Source organism: Streptomyces sp. NBC_00442 (genome assembly GCF_036014195.1).
Classification (GTDB): domain Bacteria; phylum Actinomycetota; class Actinomycetes; order Streptomycetales; family Streptomycetaceae; genus Streptomyces.
This window is the reverse complement of the sequence record NZ_CP107918.1, coordinates 6,695,642-6,711,257: the sequence shown is the minus strand read 5'-3', so window position 1 is coordinate 6,711,257 and position 15,616 is coordinate 6,695,642. Positions and strand designations below refer to the sequence as shown.

The 15,616-nt window shown below is 73.5% G+C and carries 18 protein-coding genes; 10 read left to right on the top strand and 8 right to left on the bottom strand.

Annotated features, from left to right (window positions below):
- Positions 1 to 72 precede the first annotated feature (72 nt).
- Positions 73 to 864 (bottom strand): spermidine synthase, encoded by a 792-nt coding sequence (locus OG432_RS30140; RefSeq protein ID WP_328315303.1) that lies wholly within the window; start codon positions 862 to 864, stop codon positions 73 to 75.
- Positions 865 to 1,134: 270 nt separating this feature from the next.
- Positions 1,135 to 2,325, bottom strand: coding sequence for an elongation factor Tu (gene tuf, locus OG432_RS30135; protein WP_328314097.1), 1,191 nt, complete (start codon positions 2,323 to 2,325; stop codon positions 1,135 to 1,137).
- Positions 2,326 to 2,907: 582 nt separating this feature from the next.
- On the opposite strand from tuf, the gene OG432_RS30130 reads away from it, so the two are divergent.
- Positions 2,908 to 3,612, top strand: a complete 705-nt coding sequence (locus tag OG432_RS30130; protein WP_328314096.1) for a TVP38/TMEM64 family protein — start codon at positions 2,908 to 2,910, stop codon at positions 3,610 to 3,612.
- 359 nt (positions 3,613 to 3,971) lie between these two features.
- Entirely contained in the window at positions 3,972 to 4,844 is an 873-nt protein-coding gene (locus OG432_RS30125; protein ID WP_328314095.1) for an undecaprenyl-diphosphate phosphatase, read from the top strand.
- A 27-nt stretch (positions 4,845 to 4,871) separates the two neighbouring features.
- On the opposite strand, the gene OG432_RS30120 is transcribed toward OG432_RS30125, so the two are convergent.
- Complete coding sequence (locus OG432_RS30120; RefSeq protein ID WP_328314094.1) at positions 4,872 to 5,255, bottom strand: hypothetical protein; 384 nt, start codon at positions 5,253 to 5,255, stop codon at positions 4,872 to 4,874.
- Positions 5,256 to 5,463: 208 nt separating this feature from the next.
- On the opposite strand from OG432_RS30120, the gene OG432_RS30115 reads away from it, so the two are divergent.
- The 3 genes from OG432_RS30115 (at position 5,464) to OG432_RS30105 (ending at position 6,817) form a co-directional block, all read left to right on the top strand.
- Positions 5,464 to 5,640, top strand: a complete 177-nt coding sequence (locus tag OG432_RS30115; protein ID WP_267054369.1) for a hypothetical protein — start codon at positions 5,464 to 5,466, stop codon at positions 5,638 to 5,640.
- A gap of 126 nt (positions 5,641 to 5,766) precedes the next feature.
- Positions 5,767 to 5,964, top strand: coding sequence for a hypothetical protein (locus OG432_RS30110; RefSeq protein ID WP_328314093.1), 198 nt, complete (start codon positions 5,767 to 5,769; stop codon positions 5,962 to 5,964).
- Between the two features lie 52 nt (positions 5,965 to 6,016).
- Positions 6,017 to 6,817 (top strand): GNAT family N-acetyltransferase, encoded by an 801-nt coding sequence (locus OG432_RS30105; protein WP_328314092.1) that lies wholly within the window; start codon positions 6,017 to 6,019, stop codon positions 6,815 to 6,817.
- 237 nt (positions 6,818 to 7,054) lie between these two features.
- Here the strand turns inward: OG432_RS30105 and OG432_RS30100 are convergent, their stop codons facing one another.
- A complete protein-coding gene (locus OG432_RS30100; protein WP_328314090.1) occupies positions 7,055 to 7,843 on the bottom strand; it encodes a crotonase/enoyl-CoA hydratase family protein in 789 nt (262 codons plus the stop codon).
- Between the two features lie 83 nt (positions 7,844 to 7,926).
- Between OG432_RS30100 and OG432_RS30095 the strand changes: the two genes are divergently transcribed.
- Together OG432_RS30095 and lnt are read left to right on the top strand one after the other, a co-directional pair.
- On the top strand, positions 7,927 to 8,415 hold the full coding sequence (locus OG432_RS30095) for a nuclear transport factor 2 family protein (RefSeq protein ID WP_328314089.1): 489 nt from the start codon (positions 7,927 to 7,929) through the stop codon (positions 8,413 to 8,415).
- A 111-nt stretch (positions 8,416 to 8,526) separates the two neighbouring features.
- Positions 8,527 to 10,098, top strand: a complete 1,572-nt coding sequence (lnt, locus tag OG432_RS30090; protein ID WP_328314088.1) for an apolipoprotein N-acyltransferase — start codon at positions 8,527 to 8,529, stop codon at positions 10,096 to 10,098.
- On the opposite strand, the gene OG432_RS30085 is transcribed toward lnt, so the two are convergent.
- Both OG432_RS30085 and OG432_RS30080 read right to left on the bottom strand, forming a co-directional pair.
- The gene (locus OG432_RS30085; protein ID WP_328314087.1) at positions 10,022 to 10,927 is read right to left on the bottom strand and encodes a Gfo/Idh/MocA family protein; all 906 of its coding nucleotides are present in this window, start codon (positions 10,925 to 10,927) and stop codon (positions 10,022 to 10,024) included. The genes lnt and OG432_RS30085 overlap by 77 nt on opposite strands.
- Positions 10,924 to 12,168 carry an FAD-dependent monooxygenase gene (locus OG432_RS30080; protein ID WP_328314086.1) on the bottom strand — a complete coding sequence of 415 codons (1,245 nt, stop codon included), beginning with the start codon at positions 12,166 to 12,168 and terminating at the stop codon, positions 10,924 to 10,926. Before OG432_RS30080 ends, OG432_RS30085 begins: the two co-directional genes overlap by 4 nt.
- Positions 12,169 to 12,359: 191 nt before the next feature.
- Between OG432_RS30080 and OG432_RS30075 the strand changes: the two genes are divergently transcribed.
- The 3 genes from OG432_RS30075 (at position 12,360) to OG432_RS30065 (ending at position 14,147) form a co-directional block, all read left to right on the top strand.
- Positions 12,360 to 12,962, top strand: a complete 603-nt coding sequence (locus OG432_RS30075; protein WP_328314085.1) for a TetR/AcrR family transcriptional regulator — start codon at positions 12,360 to 12,362, stop codon at positions 12,960 to 12,962.
- Positions 12,963 to 13,001: 39 nt separating this feature from the next.
- Positions 13,002 to 13,538, top strand: coding sequence for a DinB family protein (locus tag OG432_RS30070; protein WP_328314084.1), 537 nt, complete (start codon positions 13,002 to 13,004; stop codon positions 13,536 to 13,538).
- 159 nt (positions 13,539 to 13,697) lie between these two features.
- Entirely contained in the window at positions 13,698 to 14,147 is a 450-nt protein-coding gene (locus OG432_RS30065) for a hypothetical protein (RefSeq protein WP_328314083.1), read from the top strand.
- A gap of 16 nt (positions 14,148 to 14,163) precedes the next feature.
- Here OG432_RS30065 and OG432_RS30060 read toward each other — a convergent pair whose 3' ends face one another.
- Together OG432_RS30060 and ung are read right to left on the bottom strand one after the other, a co-directional pair.
- Positions 14,164 to 14,646 carry a hypothetical protein gene (locus tag OG432_RS30060; RefSeq protein WP_328314082.1) on the bottom strand — a complete coding sequence of 161 codons (483 nt, stop codon included), beginning with the start codon at positions 14,644 to 14,646 and terminating at the stop codon, positions 14,164 to 14,166.
- A gap of 165 nt (positions 14,647 to 14,811) precedes the next feature.
- On the bottom strand, positions 14,812 to 15,495 hold the full coding sequence (gene ung, locus OG432_RS30055; RefSeq protein ID WP_328314081.1) for a uracil-DNA glycosylase: 684 nt from the start codon (positions 15,493 to 15,495) through the stop codon (positions 14,812 to 14,814).
- Between the last annotated feature and the right edge of the window lie 121 nt (positions 15,496 to 15,616).

The following is a 15,616-nucleotide window of genomic DNA, read 5'->3' as shown; positions in this document are numbered from 1 at the left end:
GGGAATCCCTTTGGCCGCACGGGGCGGCGCAGGCGATGGCCGCTGAGCGGTCCCGCCCGCGCCGCCCCGTGCTCAGCCGATACTGAAGGCGCCGTCCGGCGGCTCGGGTGAGGGCTGGGCGTCGGCGTCCGTGACCGGCCGGGCGGTACCGACGAAGCGGCGCAGGGAGTCGCCGTGCTCGACCCGGGCCGGGAAGGCGTCGCCCGCCGTGCGCCGGGCCAGCGCCGCCACGTCCAGCGGGCGGGCCGAGGCCAGCAGGACCGCGTTCCCGAAACGCCGCCCGCGCAGGACGGACGGTTCGGCGATCAACACCACCTCCGCGAACACCGCTTGGAACGTGGCGAGTTGGGAGCGGAGGAAGGTGAAGGGCGCGCCGTCCGCGAGGTTGGCGGCGTAGACCCCGCCCGGCTTCAGGACCCGCTGGGCCAGGCGCGCGTACGCGACGGACGTGAGGTGCGCGGGCACGCGCGACCCGCCGAACACGTCGGCCACGAGCAGGTCGGCCGAGGCGGCGGGCGCACGGGCCACCCACTCCCTGGCGTCCGCGGCGTGCAGAGCGATCCCGGCGTCCGCGGGCACCGGCAGGCGCTCGCGGACGAGTTGGACCAGCGCCCGGTCGGCGTCCACGACGTCCTGGCGGGAGCCGGGCCTGGTCGCGGCGACGTAACGGGGCAGCGTGAGCGCGCCGCCGCCGAGGTGCAGCACGTCCAGGGGAGCGCCCTCGTCGGCCGCGCAGTCCACGGCATGGGCGAGGCGGCGCAGGTACTCGAACTCGATGTACGTCGGGTCGTCGAGGTCCACGTACGACTGGGGGGAGCCGTTCACGGTCAGCAGCCAGGCCCGCTCCCGGTCGACATCGGGCATCAGCTTGGCGGTGCCCCAGTCGACCTCCCGGATGACGGGAATCGGCTCGGTGTGCGGGTCGTCGTTCACGCTCCCATTGTGCGCCCGCCGCCGGGCGGCCGGGCGGGCGGGAATGTGGGGCACGGCCGACGATGGCCCCGCTGCCGGGCATCGCGTGGCCGGGGCCGCGCGGAACCGCGCGGCGGCCAGGCACCAGCCGCATGCCGAGGGGCCGGGCACCATGCCAACGGCCCGCCTCCCCCAGGGTGTTGGTGGAGGCGGGCCGGCCGGTCACAGCAGCGCGCCGACCGTTCCCGCGCCGACGGTGCGGCCGCCCTCGCGGATCGCGAAGCCGAGGCCCGGCTCCAGCGGGGTGTCACGGCCGAGCTCCACAGTCATGGTGACCGTCTCCCCGGGCCGCGCGACCGCGAGCTCGCCGAGGTCCACGTCGCCGACGACGTCCGCGGTGCGGATGTAGAACTGCGGCCGGTAGCCGGTGGCCATCGGGGTGGAGCGGCCGCCCTCGCGCGCGGACAGGACGTACACCTGCGCGGTGAACCTGCGGCCCGGTGTGATGCTGCCGGGCTCGGCGACCACGTGTCCGCGGCGGACCGCGTCGCGTGGCACCCCGCGCAGGAGCAGCGCGACATTGTCGCCCGCCTGCGCCGTCTCCATCGGCTTGCCGAACGTCTCCACTCCGGTGACCACCGACTCGGCGTCCGCGCCCAGGATCTGGACCCGGTCGCCGACCCGCACCGTGCCGCGCTCGACGGCCCCGGTGACGACGGTCCCTCGCCCGGTGATGGTGAGCACGTTCTCGACCGGCAGCAGGAACGGCGCGTCGACATAGCGCTCGGGCAGCGGCACATAGGTGTCCACCGCGTCGAGCAGCGCGCCGATCGCCTCGGTCCAGCGCGGCTCGCCCGCGAGCGCCTTGAGCCCCGAGACCCGTACGACGGGCACGGCGTCGCCGCCGTATCCGTGCGCCGAGAGCAGCTCGCGCACTTCCAGTTCGACGAGGTCGGCGAGGACCCCGTCCTCGCCGTCGTCGACGGCGTCCGCCTTGTTGAGCGCCACCACGATGTGGTCGACGCCCACTTGGCGGGCGAGCAGGACGTGCTCGGCGGTCTGCGGCATGATCCCGTCGAGCGCCGACACGACGAGGATCGCCCCGTCGAGCTGGGCGGCGCCGGTGACCATGTTCTTGACGTAGTCGGCGTGGCCCGGCATGTCGATGTGCGCGTAGTGGCGGGTGTCGGTCTCGTACTCGACGTGCGCGATGTTGATGGTGATGCCGCGGGCGGCCTCCTCGGGGGCCCGGTCGATCCGGTCGAACGGGACGTACCGGGTGGCGCCGTCGCCGCCGCGCTCGGCGAGCACTTTGGTGATGGCGGCGGTCAGGGTGGTCTTGCCGTGGTCGACGTGGCCCATGGTGCCGATGTTGAGGTGGGGCTTGGTGCGTACGTATGCCGTCTTGGGCATGGCTGAATGTCCCTCGCGTGGTCGCAAAGCGGTGCTGGGACCCCTGAGATCCGGCCGACCCTCCCCGTGCGGGGTCCGCCGGATGTCTCCGGGAAGGGTCAGCTTCGGGCGCCGCCGAGGGGCGCTGCGGGTGCGACGGCATCTGCGGCCGTGGCCGAGGTGACGGCAGCCTTCGGCGCGTCCGCGACTGCGGACGGCGCTGCGAGGAAGGCGTACCTGGACATGTCGCCGATCATCCCTGGTGGGTGGCGGCGCGTCGAATGGTTTTCCGGGGGCTCGAGTTGGGGCGGGCGCCCGGGTCACAGGCTCCTCAGGGCCTCGCGCACGGACAGCGGCGACGGGCGCTCGCGCTCGGCCGTCACGACGGCGTGGGGGGGCGCCCTGGTCGGTCTCGGCATACGCGCGCAGGCTCCAGCCGATGGCCTTGCGGATGAAGTCGGCGGCGACGAGCGGCCCGACGGAATGGGCGGCGAGCGGGTCGCGGGGCACACGCGGGACATGGATCCGCCGTACGCACGGCGGGGCGGGGGTGGGGGACTTCGCTCACGGCGGGCGCGGGTCCGCTTCGGTTAGTCTCCGGGAATGTTCGAGCCCGCTGCCCGGCCCCCGTCCGCTCTCGCCGCCCGGTGCGGCAGAGCGCTGCTGTCGCCGTGGTCGCGGTTCGCTCTGCTCGTGCTGGTCCTCGTGGCCGCGGGGTGCTGTGTGCTCGTCCTCCAGCCGCAGCGAATGCTCGCCGCGGGCTGGCCGCCGCACGTGCGCGGGGCCGGGGCGGTGGCGCTGTTCGCGGTGGCGTACGGCCTGTGCACGGCGGCGTTCGTGCCCCGCCCGATCCTCAATCTGGCCGCGGGGGCCCTGTTCGCCACCCAGGCGGGGCTCGTGGCCGCCCTCGCGGGCACGGTGCTCGGCGCGGGCGTCTCGTTCGGCCTGGTCCGGATGCTCGGGCAGGACGCGCTGCGCCCGCTGCTGCGCGGGCGCTGGCTGACGGCGGCCGACGGCCAGCTGTCGCGGCACGGGTTCCGCTCGATGATGGCGCTGCGCCTCTTCCCCGGGGTGCCCTTCGCCGCGGCCAACTACTGCGCCGCGGTGTCACGCATGGGGTGGGTGCCGTTCCTGCTGGCGACGGGGGCCGGGTCGGTGCCCAACACCCTCGCGTACGTCGTCGCGGGCGGCAGCGCCTCGTCGCCGACCTCGCCGGCCTTTGTGATCGCGATGGGCTTCATCGTCCTGAGCGGCGTCGGCGCCGCCGCGCTCGCCTGGCACAAGCGGCACCGGCTGCGCCGGGGCTAGGGAGTGTCTTCGACGTCGCGTCGTCCGCCGCCGGCCGGACGGGACTTTGAAGACACGGCCCAGGGGCCCCTCCGGAGCGGGGCAGTCGGGGCCATCCGGAACGGGGCGTCGGGGCCGTGGGGGCCGGAATGCCGTGGCAGACCGGCACCCCCTCCCCCGGCACGCCGCCCCGCCACCTCCCGTTTCCCCGGGGCGCGGTCGTACGGCAACCGTCCGTTCACCCGCGGTCGCTACCGTGCGGCTCGATCCGTACAAGATCACCGGAGCGGTGGTGCGGCCGCACCGCCCCCGAACGCCTCGGACGTTCCCGTCGCGCCGGCCGGCCCGCACCCCGATCCCCTTGGATGGCGCAGCACCCCATGTCTTGGTTCGAATCGTTCATACTCGGGCTCGTCCAGGGGCTTACGGAGTTCCTGCCCATCTCCTCCAGCGCCCATCTGCGGCTGACCGCGGCGTTCGCGGGCTGGCAGGACCCGGGGGCCGCGTTCACCGCCATCACGCAGATCGGCACCGAGACCGCCGTCCTCATCTACTTCCGTTCGGACATCGCACGGATCGTCTCGGCCTGGTTCCGGTCGCTCACCGACCGTTCGCTGCGCGGGGACAGCGACGCGCGGACGGGCTGGCTCGTGATCGTCGGATCGATCCCGATCGGGGTGCTCGGCATCGTCCTGAAGGACCAGATCGACACCTCCTTCCGCGATCTGCGGGTCATCGCGACCACCCTGGTCGTGATGGGCGTCGTGCTCGCCGTCGCCGACCGGCTCGCGGCCCGCGACGCGTCGGGCGGCCGCCACCGCGCGGCCAGGGAACGCAAGTCGCTGCACGAGCTCAGCACCAGGGACGGCCTGATCTACGGCATGTGCCAGGCCATGGCGCTCATACCCGGAGTCTCCCGCTCCGGCGCCACCATCAGTGGCGGCCTCCTCATGGGCTACACCCGTGAGGCGGCGGCCCGTTACTCCTTCCTGCTCGCCGTTCCCGCCGTACTCGCCTCCGGGGTCTTCGAGTTGAAGGACGCGGGCGGCCCCGGTCAGGCCCCGCTGCCGCCCACCCTGTTCGCCGCGGCCGTCGCCTTCGGCGTGGGGTACGCGGTCATCGCCTGGTTCATGTCGTTCATCTCCAGCAAGAGCTTCATGCCGTTCGTCGTCTACCGGATCGCCCTGGGCGTCGTCCTGTTCGCCCTCATCGGAGCCGGCTCCCTCAGCCCGGACGCGGGCGGCGGGCTCTGATCCGCCGGTCGCGCGCCCGTTGGACACTCAGCCGGACGCGGGGCCGGACGCGGGGCCGTCGCCCTTGACCTCCTCGGCGCGCAGCGCCAGATCCTGCAGGACATCGGCCGACGACACGTCCTGTTCGCCGGAGTCATGGGCCTGGGCGAGGGCCACGAAGGCCAGACTGAAGGCGGCCACGAGCTGACGAATGGCGCCGCCGACCTCCCGGGCCACCAGGGTCGCCATCTCCTGCGGAGTGGCGTCCGCGGGGATCTCGATGTGCGGCATCGTCTCGTTGAGCAGGGCGGTGACGATGCCGATCTCCGTGTCCCTGCCGCTCCGTTCGCCGTCCTGCTCGATGCGGCGGCGGTAGTCCCCGGCCTCGGTGAGGATGCCGATCACTCGCTTGAGAACCTCGCTCTGCTCCATGCCGCGAGGATAGGCGGAGGCCCGCGCGCCGGGACCCGGCAACGCCCGGACCGCGCCGGACAGTTGAACGGGCTCCGCGCCGGCCTGTCCGGATCCGGCCCCCGGCACCCGCGCCCACCGGCCCCGGCGCCGCGCTCAATCCGCCGATGCTGGCTGAGAGTTCCCACTCCGTGGCGCTGGGTCACCTCATGGCCGTAGGCTTGTCCTCATGCCCCCGACTTTCGACCGCCGCTGCCTTCGCCCTGCCGACGTGGTGAACGCGGAGATCCGCTCATTGTGGGAGCAGTCCGACGGACGCCTCTCCCCCGACGAGGAGGAGCGTTACCGACGACTCCTCGTCGAGTGGGCGGCCGCGGTTCGCGACGACACCGCGCAGGCGGCCTGACTTCGCCCTCCCAAATCCCACACAAAGCCCCCACAATCTGTGACCTTGACCACCCCACACCCCGCTCACCTGGGCATTGACGTAATCGGGGGTACAGCGGGGCGGTCGGGCCCGTAGCCTGTTCGCATGTCTACCTCCCCCGACCGGCCCGGCACCCCGCCGTCCGACGCGGATGCCGCCAACGACGCCATCCGTGCGCTCGTCGACGGCGCGGACGGGCAGTGGCCCGCGGAGGAGTACGAGCGGCTGCTCACCGAGTGGGCGGACGCCGTGGGCGAGCCCGCCCCGCTCGCCGCGGGAACCTCCGCACGGCCGCGGGCCTGAGCCGCGCGCATTCCGGTTGCCCGGCGTCTCCTCGCGGTGATGGGGTGGCCCGATGGACACCGACTCCCTGAACAGCGGCGCCGATGACGAGGTGCTCGCGCTCTTCGACCGGCAGATGCGCGAGAACGCCGTGCCCGACGGGCCCGGGGCCCGGATCGAGCGCGTCGGCGGCGTCGTGCGGCAGGTCGGTCCCGCACCCGTCTGGAACGGCGTCCTCTGGTCGGACCTGACCGAGGCGGACGCCGATGCCCGGATCGCCGCGCAGGTACGCCACTTCGCGTCCCTCGGTGTGGAATGCGAGTGGAAGCTGTACGCCCACGACCGCCCCGCCGACCTCGGACGGCGCCTGGTGGCCGCCGGGTTCGAGGCCGAGCCCGACGAGACCGTCATGGTTGCCCGCGTCGCCGACCTCGCTCTCCACTCCGAGCTCGCCGCGGGCATCTCCCTGCGCCCCGTCACCGACGCGGCCGGAGTGGACCTGCTGGCCGAGGTTCACCAGGGCGCCTTCGGCGGCGACGCCTCCCGCCTGAGGGAACGGCTGCTCGCCCAGCTCGCCCATGCTCCCGAGACCCTCACCGCGGTGGTGGCCATGGCCGGTGACGTGCCGGTGAGCGCGGGCCGCCTGGACGTCCTTCCCGGTACGGAGTTCGCCGGCCTGTGGGGCGGCGGCACCCTGCCCGAGTGGCGCGGCAAGGGCATCTACCGCGCCCTGATCGCCCACCGTGCCCGCATCGCGGCGGAGCGCGGCTGCCGTTACCTCCAGGTCGACGCCTCCGCCCAGAGCCGCCCCATCCTGCGGCGCCTGGGTTTCGTCGAGCTGACCGTGACGACGCCGTACATCCGCCGGCCCTAGCGGACGGCCGCCGCGGGGGGCCGGCTCGGGCGCGGCCAACTTCCCTGCGTGGCAAGCGGGTTGGTGCGTGGCACGGATCCCGGCGCCGGGCGGACCGGGCCGGGCCCCCATGGTCGCGTAAGCGCGAGGCGGCGCCCCTGGCCGCATCCGTGCGCGGCCGCTCCCGTCGCGTACGCGCCAGCCGGCGCCCGTGGCCGCGTACGCGCAAGCCCGCCGGGCGCCCAGGGCTGGGATCCGTCAAGCCCATTCGTCGAAGGCGCCGTGACGGCCCGCCCCCGCGGCGAACCGGGCCGCTCCCTCGGGGGCTTCGCCGCCGAGGGCGTGGACGCCGTGACGCACCTCGTTCAGGAGGGCTTCCTCCTCGCCGAGCCCCTCCTGTTCGCGCAGCGACATCCGGTCGTGGCGCAGGCACGTCTGCGGGAAGGCGGCGATCTCGGCGGCGAGCCGTTCCGCGGCCGCGCGGGCGGTGCCGGTGGGCACGACGCGGTCGGCGAGGCCGATGGCGTGGGCCTCCGGCGAGTCCACCGGCCGCCCGGTCAGGACGAGGTCCATGGCACGGCCCGCCCCGATGAGCCGCGGCAGGCGCACCGTGCCGCCGTCGATCAGCGGCACGCCCCAGCGCCGGCAGAAGACCCCGAACACGGCGTCCTGCTCCATGACCCGCAGGTCGCACCAGAGCGCGAGTTCGAGCCCGCCGGCCACCGCGTGCCCGGCGACGGCGGCGATGACCGGTTTGGAGAGCCGCAGCCGGGTCGGACCCATCGGGCCGTCGCCGTCCTCGGTCACCGTGTTGCTCCGTGCGGTGCCCAGCGCCTTGAGGTCGGCGCCCGCGCAGAACGTGCCGCCCTCTCCCCACAGCACCGCGACGGCGGCCCGTTCGTCGGCCTCGAAGGCACGGAAGGCGTCGGCGAGGGCCCGCGCGGTGGGGCCGTCCACCGCGTTGCGCACGCCGGGGCGCGAGAGCACCACCGTCGTGACCGGGCCGTGCCGTTCGCTGCGTACTGCCGGGGCTCTCTCATCAGTCATGGCGCCAGCGGTAACACGGCCCGCCGACCGCCCACAAGTGCAGCGCTCTTGGCGTTACGGGCCCGGGGGCGGAGACTGACCCGATGACGCAGCGTGTGGATCTCGGAACCCTCTTGGACCGGCTGGCCATCGACGAACTCATCACCGGATACGCCGCGGCCGTCGACGACGGGGACTGGACCGCCTACCGCGCCCTGTTCGCGGCCGACGGACGCGCCGACTACCGTGCCGCGGGCGGCATCGAGGGCGGAGCCGAGGAGGTGGCGCGGTGGCTCGGCGAGACCCTGCTGGTGTTCCCGGTCCGTCAGCATCTGATCACCAACCGGGTGCTGAGCCTTCAGGATCTCGGTGGCTACCCGGGCGACCGGGCCGAGCTGCGCGCCGACTACTTCAACCCGATGTGCTGCGGCACCGCGGGCGACGCCGGGCCGCCCGCACCCGACTTCGAGGCCGGCGGGCGCTACGCCTTCTCGCTGGTCCGCGCCGAGGAAGGGTGGCGGCTGCGGTCGGTGACCGTGTTCGAGAAGTGGCGACGGTTGTCGGGGGTGCTCGCCGGGCACTCGGGGAGCTGAGGGGCGGGCGTAACGCGCCGGGGCCGCCGGGCCGTCTGCGCGCGGCCGCCGCTCTCCCGCACACTGGCGGGGGGACAGACCTGATCACGGGGGTGGGCAAGGAGGCGCGGTATGCGGATTCCGGTCGGCCGTCACGGTCCGCGGCTCGCCTCGGCCTGGTGGCGCGGCGCGGCCGCGCTGCTCGCCGGGGCGCTGCCCGCGCTCGCGTTCCCCGCGCCGTCGCTGTGGTGGTTCGCCTATGTGGCGCTCGTGCCGCTGCTGCTGCTCGTGCGTTCCGCGGGCAGCGTCCGGCGGGCCGCGCTCGACGGATGGCTCGGCGGCACCGGGTTCATGCTCGCCGTGCACCACTGGCTGCTGCCGAGCCTCAATGTGTTCATCGTGGTGCTCGCCGGGCTGCTTGGGCTGTTGTGGGCGCCGTGGGGTGTGCTGGTGCGCTCGGCCCTGGGCGGCAGGCCCTCGACGGCGCGTGCGCTGGCGGCGGTGGCGGTGGTGCCGTCGGGCTGGCTGATGGTGGAGCTGGTCCGGTCGTGGCAGGGGCTCGGCGGGCCGTGGGGGCTGCTCGGCGCGAGCCAGTGGGAGGTGGCTCCCGCGCTGCGGTTGATGTCGGTGGGTGGGGTATGGCTGGTGAGTCTGCTCGTGGTGGCGGTGAACACCGCCGTCGCCCTCTGTGTGGTCCACCGGGCGGCGCGTATCGCCATGGTGTCGGCCCTTGTTGTGTGTGCGCTCGCCACAAGCGCGGTATGGGTGTGGGCTCCCCATATGCAGCGGGACGGCCACCTACGGGTCGCCGTGGTGCAGCCGGGCGTGATCGAGGACGGCGATGCCCGCTTCGCCCGCAGTGAGGCGCTGACGCGGGCCCTGGTGGGGCAGCGGGTGGATCTCGTCGTGTGGGGCGAGAGCAGTGTGGGGCAGGACCTGGCCGCCCGCCCCGACCTGGCCGCCCGGATCGCGAAGCTCTCGCGGGAGGTCGGCGCGGACATCCTGGTGAATGTGGACGCCCGCAGGTCGGACAAGCCGGGGATCTTCAAGAGTTCGGTGCTCGTCGGACCGGTCGGGCCGACCGGTCAGCGCTACGACAAGATGCGGCTCGTGCCGTTCGGTGAGTACATTCCGGCCCGTTCGCTGCTCGGCTGGGCGACGTCGGTCGGCAAGGCGGCCGGCGAGGACCGCCGGCGCGGCACGACCCCCGTGGTGATGACGCTGCCCACGGGGGTGCGTCTTGGGCCGCTCGTGTGTTTCGAGTCCGCGTTTCCCGACATGAGCCGTCATCTGGTGCGCGACGGCGCCCAGTTGCTGGTCGCGCAGTCCTCCACCTCGTCGTTCCAGGACACCTGGGCCCCGGCCCAGCACGCCTCGCTCGCCGCGCTGCGCGCCGCCGAGACGGGCCGTCCGATGGTCCACGCGACGCTGACCGGAATCAGCGCGGTCCACGGTGCGGACGGCGGCCGGATCGGCCGGTGGATCGGCACCTCCGCCAGCACCTCCGCCGTGTACGACATCCCGCTCACCACCGGCACCACGCCCTATGTGCGCTTCGGCGACTGGGCGGTCTACGCGGCGCTTGCGGTGGTCGTCGTGTTCTGTGCGGCGCAGGGGACGCGGGTGCTCAGGAGGCCTGCCGCAGGGACTCCCGCACCACCCGCTCGCACAGCTCATGGGTCGCGAGCGCGTCCTGGGCGCTGAGCGTCTTCCCCGCCCGCACCGCGTCGAGGAAGGACAGCACGGACTGTTCGATGCCGCGCTGGCGGGAGACCGGCACCCAGTCGCCACGGCGGCGCAGCGTCGGCTGGCCCTTGTGGTCGACCACGTCGGCGAGGTTGAGCACCTGGCGCTTGGTGTCCTGCCCGGAGACCTCCAGGATCTCCTCGGTGGAGCCGTTGAGCCGGTTCATGGTGCCGATCGCGGTGAAGCCGTCGCCGGAGAGCTGAAGGACCACGTGTTCCATCAGGCCCCCGCGGACCCGCGCCCGTACGACGGTGTGCTCGATCGGCCCCGGCGCCAGGAACCGCAGGGTGTCCACGACGTGGATGAAGTCGTCGAGCACCAGCGTGCGCGGGTCCTCGGGCAGACCCACCCGGTTCTTCTGCATCAGGATCAACTCGCGCGGGTGATCGGCGCATTGGGCGTAGCTGGGGGCGAGCCGCCGGTTGAAGCCGACGGCGAGACTCACGCCGCGCTCCTCCGCGAGCGCCACCAGCCGCTCGGACTCGGCGAGTTCGTAGGCGAGCGGCTTGTCGACATAGGTCGGTACGCCGGATTCGAGCAGCCGCGTCACGATCTCCGGGTGCACGGCGGTCGGCGCGTGCACGAACGCGGCGTCGAGCCCCTGCGCGAGCAACGCGTCCAGGTCGGTGTGGAGCTGGGCGGCGGGAATGCGGTGGGCGTCGGCCACCGCGGCCAGAGTGGCCGGGGTGCGGGTCTGCAGGTGCAGTTCCGTGTCGGCCAGCATGGTCAGCACCGGCAGGTAGGCCTTGTGCGCGATGTCCCCGAGTCCGATGCATCCGACCTTCACGGGGTCTCCCTGTCGCCGAGTGGTGTCCTGCTTCCTTGCCTGGTCAGCATACGTGTGGCTGGTGGCTGCCAGTCCATGATGTCCGCGAAGGGGCGCAGCGCGGAGCCGGGGCCGAGCAGGCGGAGCGCACGGATCAGGGTGTTCCGTGCCGCGACGCCGGCCGGATTGCGCGTCATCGCGAGCCGGGCGACGCGCTCCGCCTTGTCCGTCATGGCCCTGGTGCGGGGCACGCGCTCGGCGCTGTAGCGGGCGAGGGAGACGGCGAGGTCGCCGTGGGGGTCAGCGCAGTGGGCGAGGACGACGGCGTCCTCCAAGGCCTGATTGCCGCCCTGGCCGAGCGTCGGCGCCATGGCGTGGGCCGCGTCACCGATGAGGGCGACCCGGCCGCGGTGGTGGACGGGCAGGCTCTTGGCCATCCAGTGGACGTCGTTGCGCAGCACCGCGCCTTCGCCTACGGCCGCGAGCACGGCCGGGACCGGATCGTGCCAGGTGCCGAACAGCCGTCGCAGTACCGGGAGTTCACCCTCGGCACCGTGCCCGTCGCGCGGGGTCCTGGCTGCCGCGTACGCGTAGACGCGGCCGTCCTTGAGGGGCTGGGTGCCCCACAGCCTGCCCGGCCCCCAGGTCTCGTGCGGCGCGAACGGCCGGGCGGGGCCCGCGACCACGAGGCGCCAGGTGGTGAACCCGGCGTATTCGGGACCCGGGTGGGCCGGAAAGAGGCTCGCGCGCAGCGCGGAGTGGATGCCGTCGGCGCCCACGACCAGGTCGGCCTCGATCTCCCCGCCGGCGGTGCGAACCACGGCCGGGCGGTCGGCGGCCCCGCGGTCGGCCAGCTCCGCCGCCTCGCCGGTGCGTACCGTTCCCGCCGGGAGCGCGGCGGCCAGGGTGTCGATCAGGGTCGCCCGGTGCAGCAGCACGACGGGTCCGCCGAAGGCGTCGGCGGCGGCGCGCGCATCCGTGCGGGAGAGCCATCGGCCGCGCGGGGTGCGCAGGCCGCCGTCGCCCTGCCAGGCGGCGAGGGCCCGGACGGCGTCGCCGAGGCCGATGACGTCGAGGGCGCGCAGACCGTTGGGGGCGAGCGCGATGCCCGCCCCGGCCGGCTTCGGCGCCGCGGCCCGCTCCAGGACGGTGACCTGCCAGCCGCGCCCGATCAGCGCCGCCGCGGCGGCGAGCCCGCCGATCCCGCCGCCGACGACGACCGCGCGGGGCGTGCCGCCCACGCCGTCCACCTCGATGTTCATGATGCCCCCTGACGCTCCGACTCATGGCGCGCTCGTGGTTCGACCCACGGTCTGGCTGGTGGTCATGCCCACGGCCCGGCTCCTGGTGGGCGCCTGGCCCATGACACCCGCGTACCGCGTCTGTCATGCACTACACCTGTAGTGCACACCTCACGTTACTACACCCGTAGTGCACGGGATAGGTTGATCTCATGGCCGCACGCATCCCCGGCACCTCGCGTGCCGAGCTCATCGCCGACACCGCGCTCGCCCTGCTCGCCGAGCGGGGCATGCGCGGTCTGACCCATCGCGCCGTCGACGAGCGGGCCGGGCTGCCCCAGGGCTCGACCTCCAACCAGGCACGGACCCGGCTCGCGCTGCTCGAAGCGGCCGTTACGCGGCAGGCTGAGCGGGAGGCCGAGGTTCTCACCCCGGCCGAGCTGCCGGTGGCGGGGGCCAACCTCGACGACGTGGCCGCGGCGCTCGCCCGCGCCCTGCACCGCAGCCTCACCGATCATCGCGAACTGCTGGTCTCCCGCTACGAGTTGGCCCTGGAGGCGACCCGGCGACCCGAGCTGCGTGCCCACTACGACGCGGCCGGACGGCAGTTCAGGGAGCCGCTCGTGGCACTGATGGCGGCGGCGGGCTCCGGCGCGCCGGAACGCCACGCGCTCGGCCTCGTCTCGTTCGGCGAAGGCCTGATGTTCTCCTGCGCGGCCGGTTCCTACCATGCCGAGGTGCCGTCCGAGCCCGAACTGCGCCGCGGCTTCTCCGAGCTGCTGCACGGCATGCTGGCCGGGCCCGCATCTCGATAACCGGTGGCCACGGCGGTGACCGTCGGCCAGGATGACGCCATGACGACCTCCGAGGTACCGCAGGCCGAATCCGCTCGGCGTGACGAGCCCGCACTCGACGCCACCGAGCGGGACATGCTCGAAGGCTGGCTGGAATACCACCGCGGCACACTGCTCTGGAAGTGTTCCGGGCTCACCGACGAGCAGCTCAAGCGGACGGCCGTGCCGAGCTCCGCTCTCACGCTGCTCGGGCTGCTGCGCCACCTCGCGGAAGTCGAGCGCTGGTGGTTCGTCACGGTGTTCTCGGGCGGCACCGACGAGGGCGTGTACGGGACCGACGAGGACCCGGACGGCGATTTCCACTTCGGCCCGGACGACACCTATGCCGAGGCGCTCGCCACATGGCACACGGAGGTCGCCGCGACCCGGGAGGCAGCGGCCGGCCACGGCCTCGACGACCTCAGCAAAGGCACCGCTCGCAGCGGGCAGCACTTCAACCTGCGATGGATCTACACCCACATGATCGAGGAGTACGCCCGCCACAACGGCCACGCCGATCTGATCCGCGAAGCGATCGACGGCGCCGCCGGAAGCTGACGCGCACCGGAAGCTGACGGGGCCGGGTGGGCCGGCCCGGCGGCGGCAGGAATCCGCGCCGGGTTCCCGCGCGCCCGCCCCGGCGGGCGCGTCACTCGTGCGGGCCATTGTGGCCCCACCGGCTCGCCCAACGCCCGCCGCGGCCAGCAGAGTTGTCCGATGCACCGAACCAGGAACGCGCTGAGGCTCCTGACGACCGTGGCCGCCCTGGCCGTCTGCGGATGCGTCTCGGGGTGTGTCTCCGTCGAGTCGGGACCCGCGCCCTCCCCACCGCCCGCTCCGGCCGCCGACAGCGGCCGCAGCAGCCGGCTCTCCCCGCAGATCGCGCAGCCGCCCGCCCGCGAGGCCCTGGAGGCGATCGCGCCGACGAGCCCGCCCGCCGCGCCGCCCCCGCCACCTGTGGCCGACCGGCGGCAAGCGGTCGGTCATGGCCGTCATCACCGCACCGAACAGCCGCGGCACCAGCCGGCCGCCCCCGCGACTCCACACCCCCGACCCGCCCCCGCACCGCCCGTTTCCGGTGACGTCTGCGCGCTCGGCCAGGGTTACGCGGGCTGGCGCGCCGACAGCCCCGAGGCGCGCATCTGTCATCAGGTATACGGCCATTGAGGGGGCGCCCCCCTCGTCACACGGCATCCAGCTGTCGTTCCAGGCGGCGCAGCGCCTCACGGGTGTCGTTTCCGTACGCGTCGTCGTTCAGCACGTCGAGCGCGGCGTGGGCCCGGTCGAGATGACGACGGGCCTCCGCGGGGCGGTGCAGCTTCGCGTAGTCGGCGGCGAGGTTGAGGTGGAGCGCGGGGTAGAAGGCGCGCACGGCGAGCGGCGCACGGTGGGCCGGGAGGCGGTCATGACGCGGGCCGTCGGCGGTTCTCAAGCCGTCGGCGGCCGCCAACGCCCGCAGGTCCCACGCCAGTTCGTCCTCCGCGTCGTCCTGCGCGTCGGCCATGTAGTGGGCGAGGGTGCAGCGGTGGAGCGCGTCGCCGCGCTCGCCGATCTCCGACCACAGGGCGGCGAAGCGGTTGCGGGCCTCCTCGCGGTCCCCACCGTGCAGCAGCATCATCGCTTGCCCGATCCGGGTCATCACGATGTCCCCCGGGGCTTCCTGCATGTCCGTCACACTGTCTCCACCGGTCGTCTCGAAAGCCGAACGGTTTCGACGCTAGCGGCAGCCACTGACAATCGGCCTCAGGCTCGGGCGGGGGCACCGGTCTGTCAGCCGGACGCCGTCACACGCCCCGGCCGCCCGGCGCCCCCGCCCGCCCAGGCCGGGCCCTCAGCCCAGGTTCGGAATGCGCCAGTCGATGCGGTCGTGGCCCTGGGCCGCGACCGCCTCGTCGATCCGCGTGAACGGGTGGGAGCCGAAGAACTTCTTGGCCGAGAGCGGCGAAGGATGGGCGCCCTTGACCACGACGTGGCGCTCCTCGTCGATCAGGGGGAGCTTCTTCTGCGCGTAGTTGCCCCACAGCACGAAGACCGCCGGGTCGGGCCGCGAGGCGACGGCGCGGATCACCGCGTCGGTGAACTTCTCCCAGCCCTTGCCCTTGTGCGAGTTGGCCTCGCCGGAGCGCACGGTGAGGACCGCGTTGAGCAGCAGCACGCCCTGCTCGGCCCACGGCATGAGGTAGCCGTTGTCCGGGATGTCCAGGCCCAGCTCGTCGCGCATCTCCTTGTAGATGTTGCGCAGGGACGGCGGTGTCCTGACGCCGGGCCGCACCGAGAAGCACAGGCCGTGGCCCTGGCCCTCGCCGTGGTAGGGGTCCTGCCCGAGGACCAGGACCTTGACCTTGTCGTACGGCGTCGCGTCCAGGGCGGCGAAGACCTCGTCGCGGGGCGGGAAGACGGGGCCCTTCGCCCGCTCCTCCTCGACGAAAGCGGTGAGCTCCTTGAAGTACGGCTTCTGGAGCTCCTCGCCGAGGACGCCCTGCCAGGACTCGGGCAGCATGGCGGAATCGGTCACGTCAACAACCTCCGTGGGACATTCGGTTCCGCACCCTCGGTGCGGAGTTCAGAACCTACCGGCCACCACTGACAACGCCGCCCGTGCGCCCGCCTCCCGCCGCCGGAGCGGCCGGGCGCAG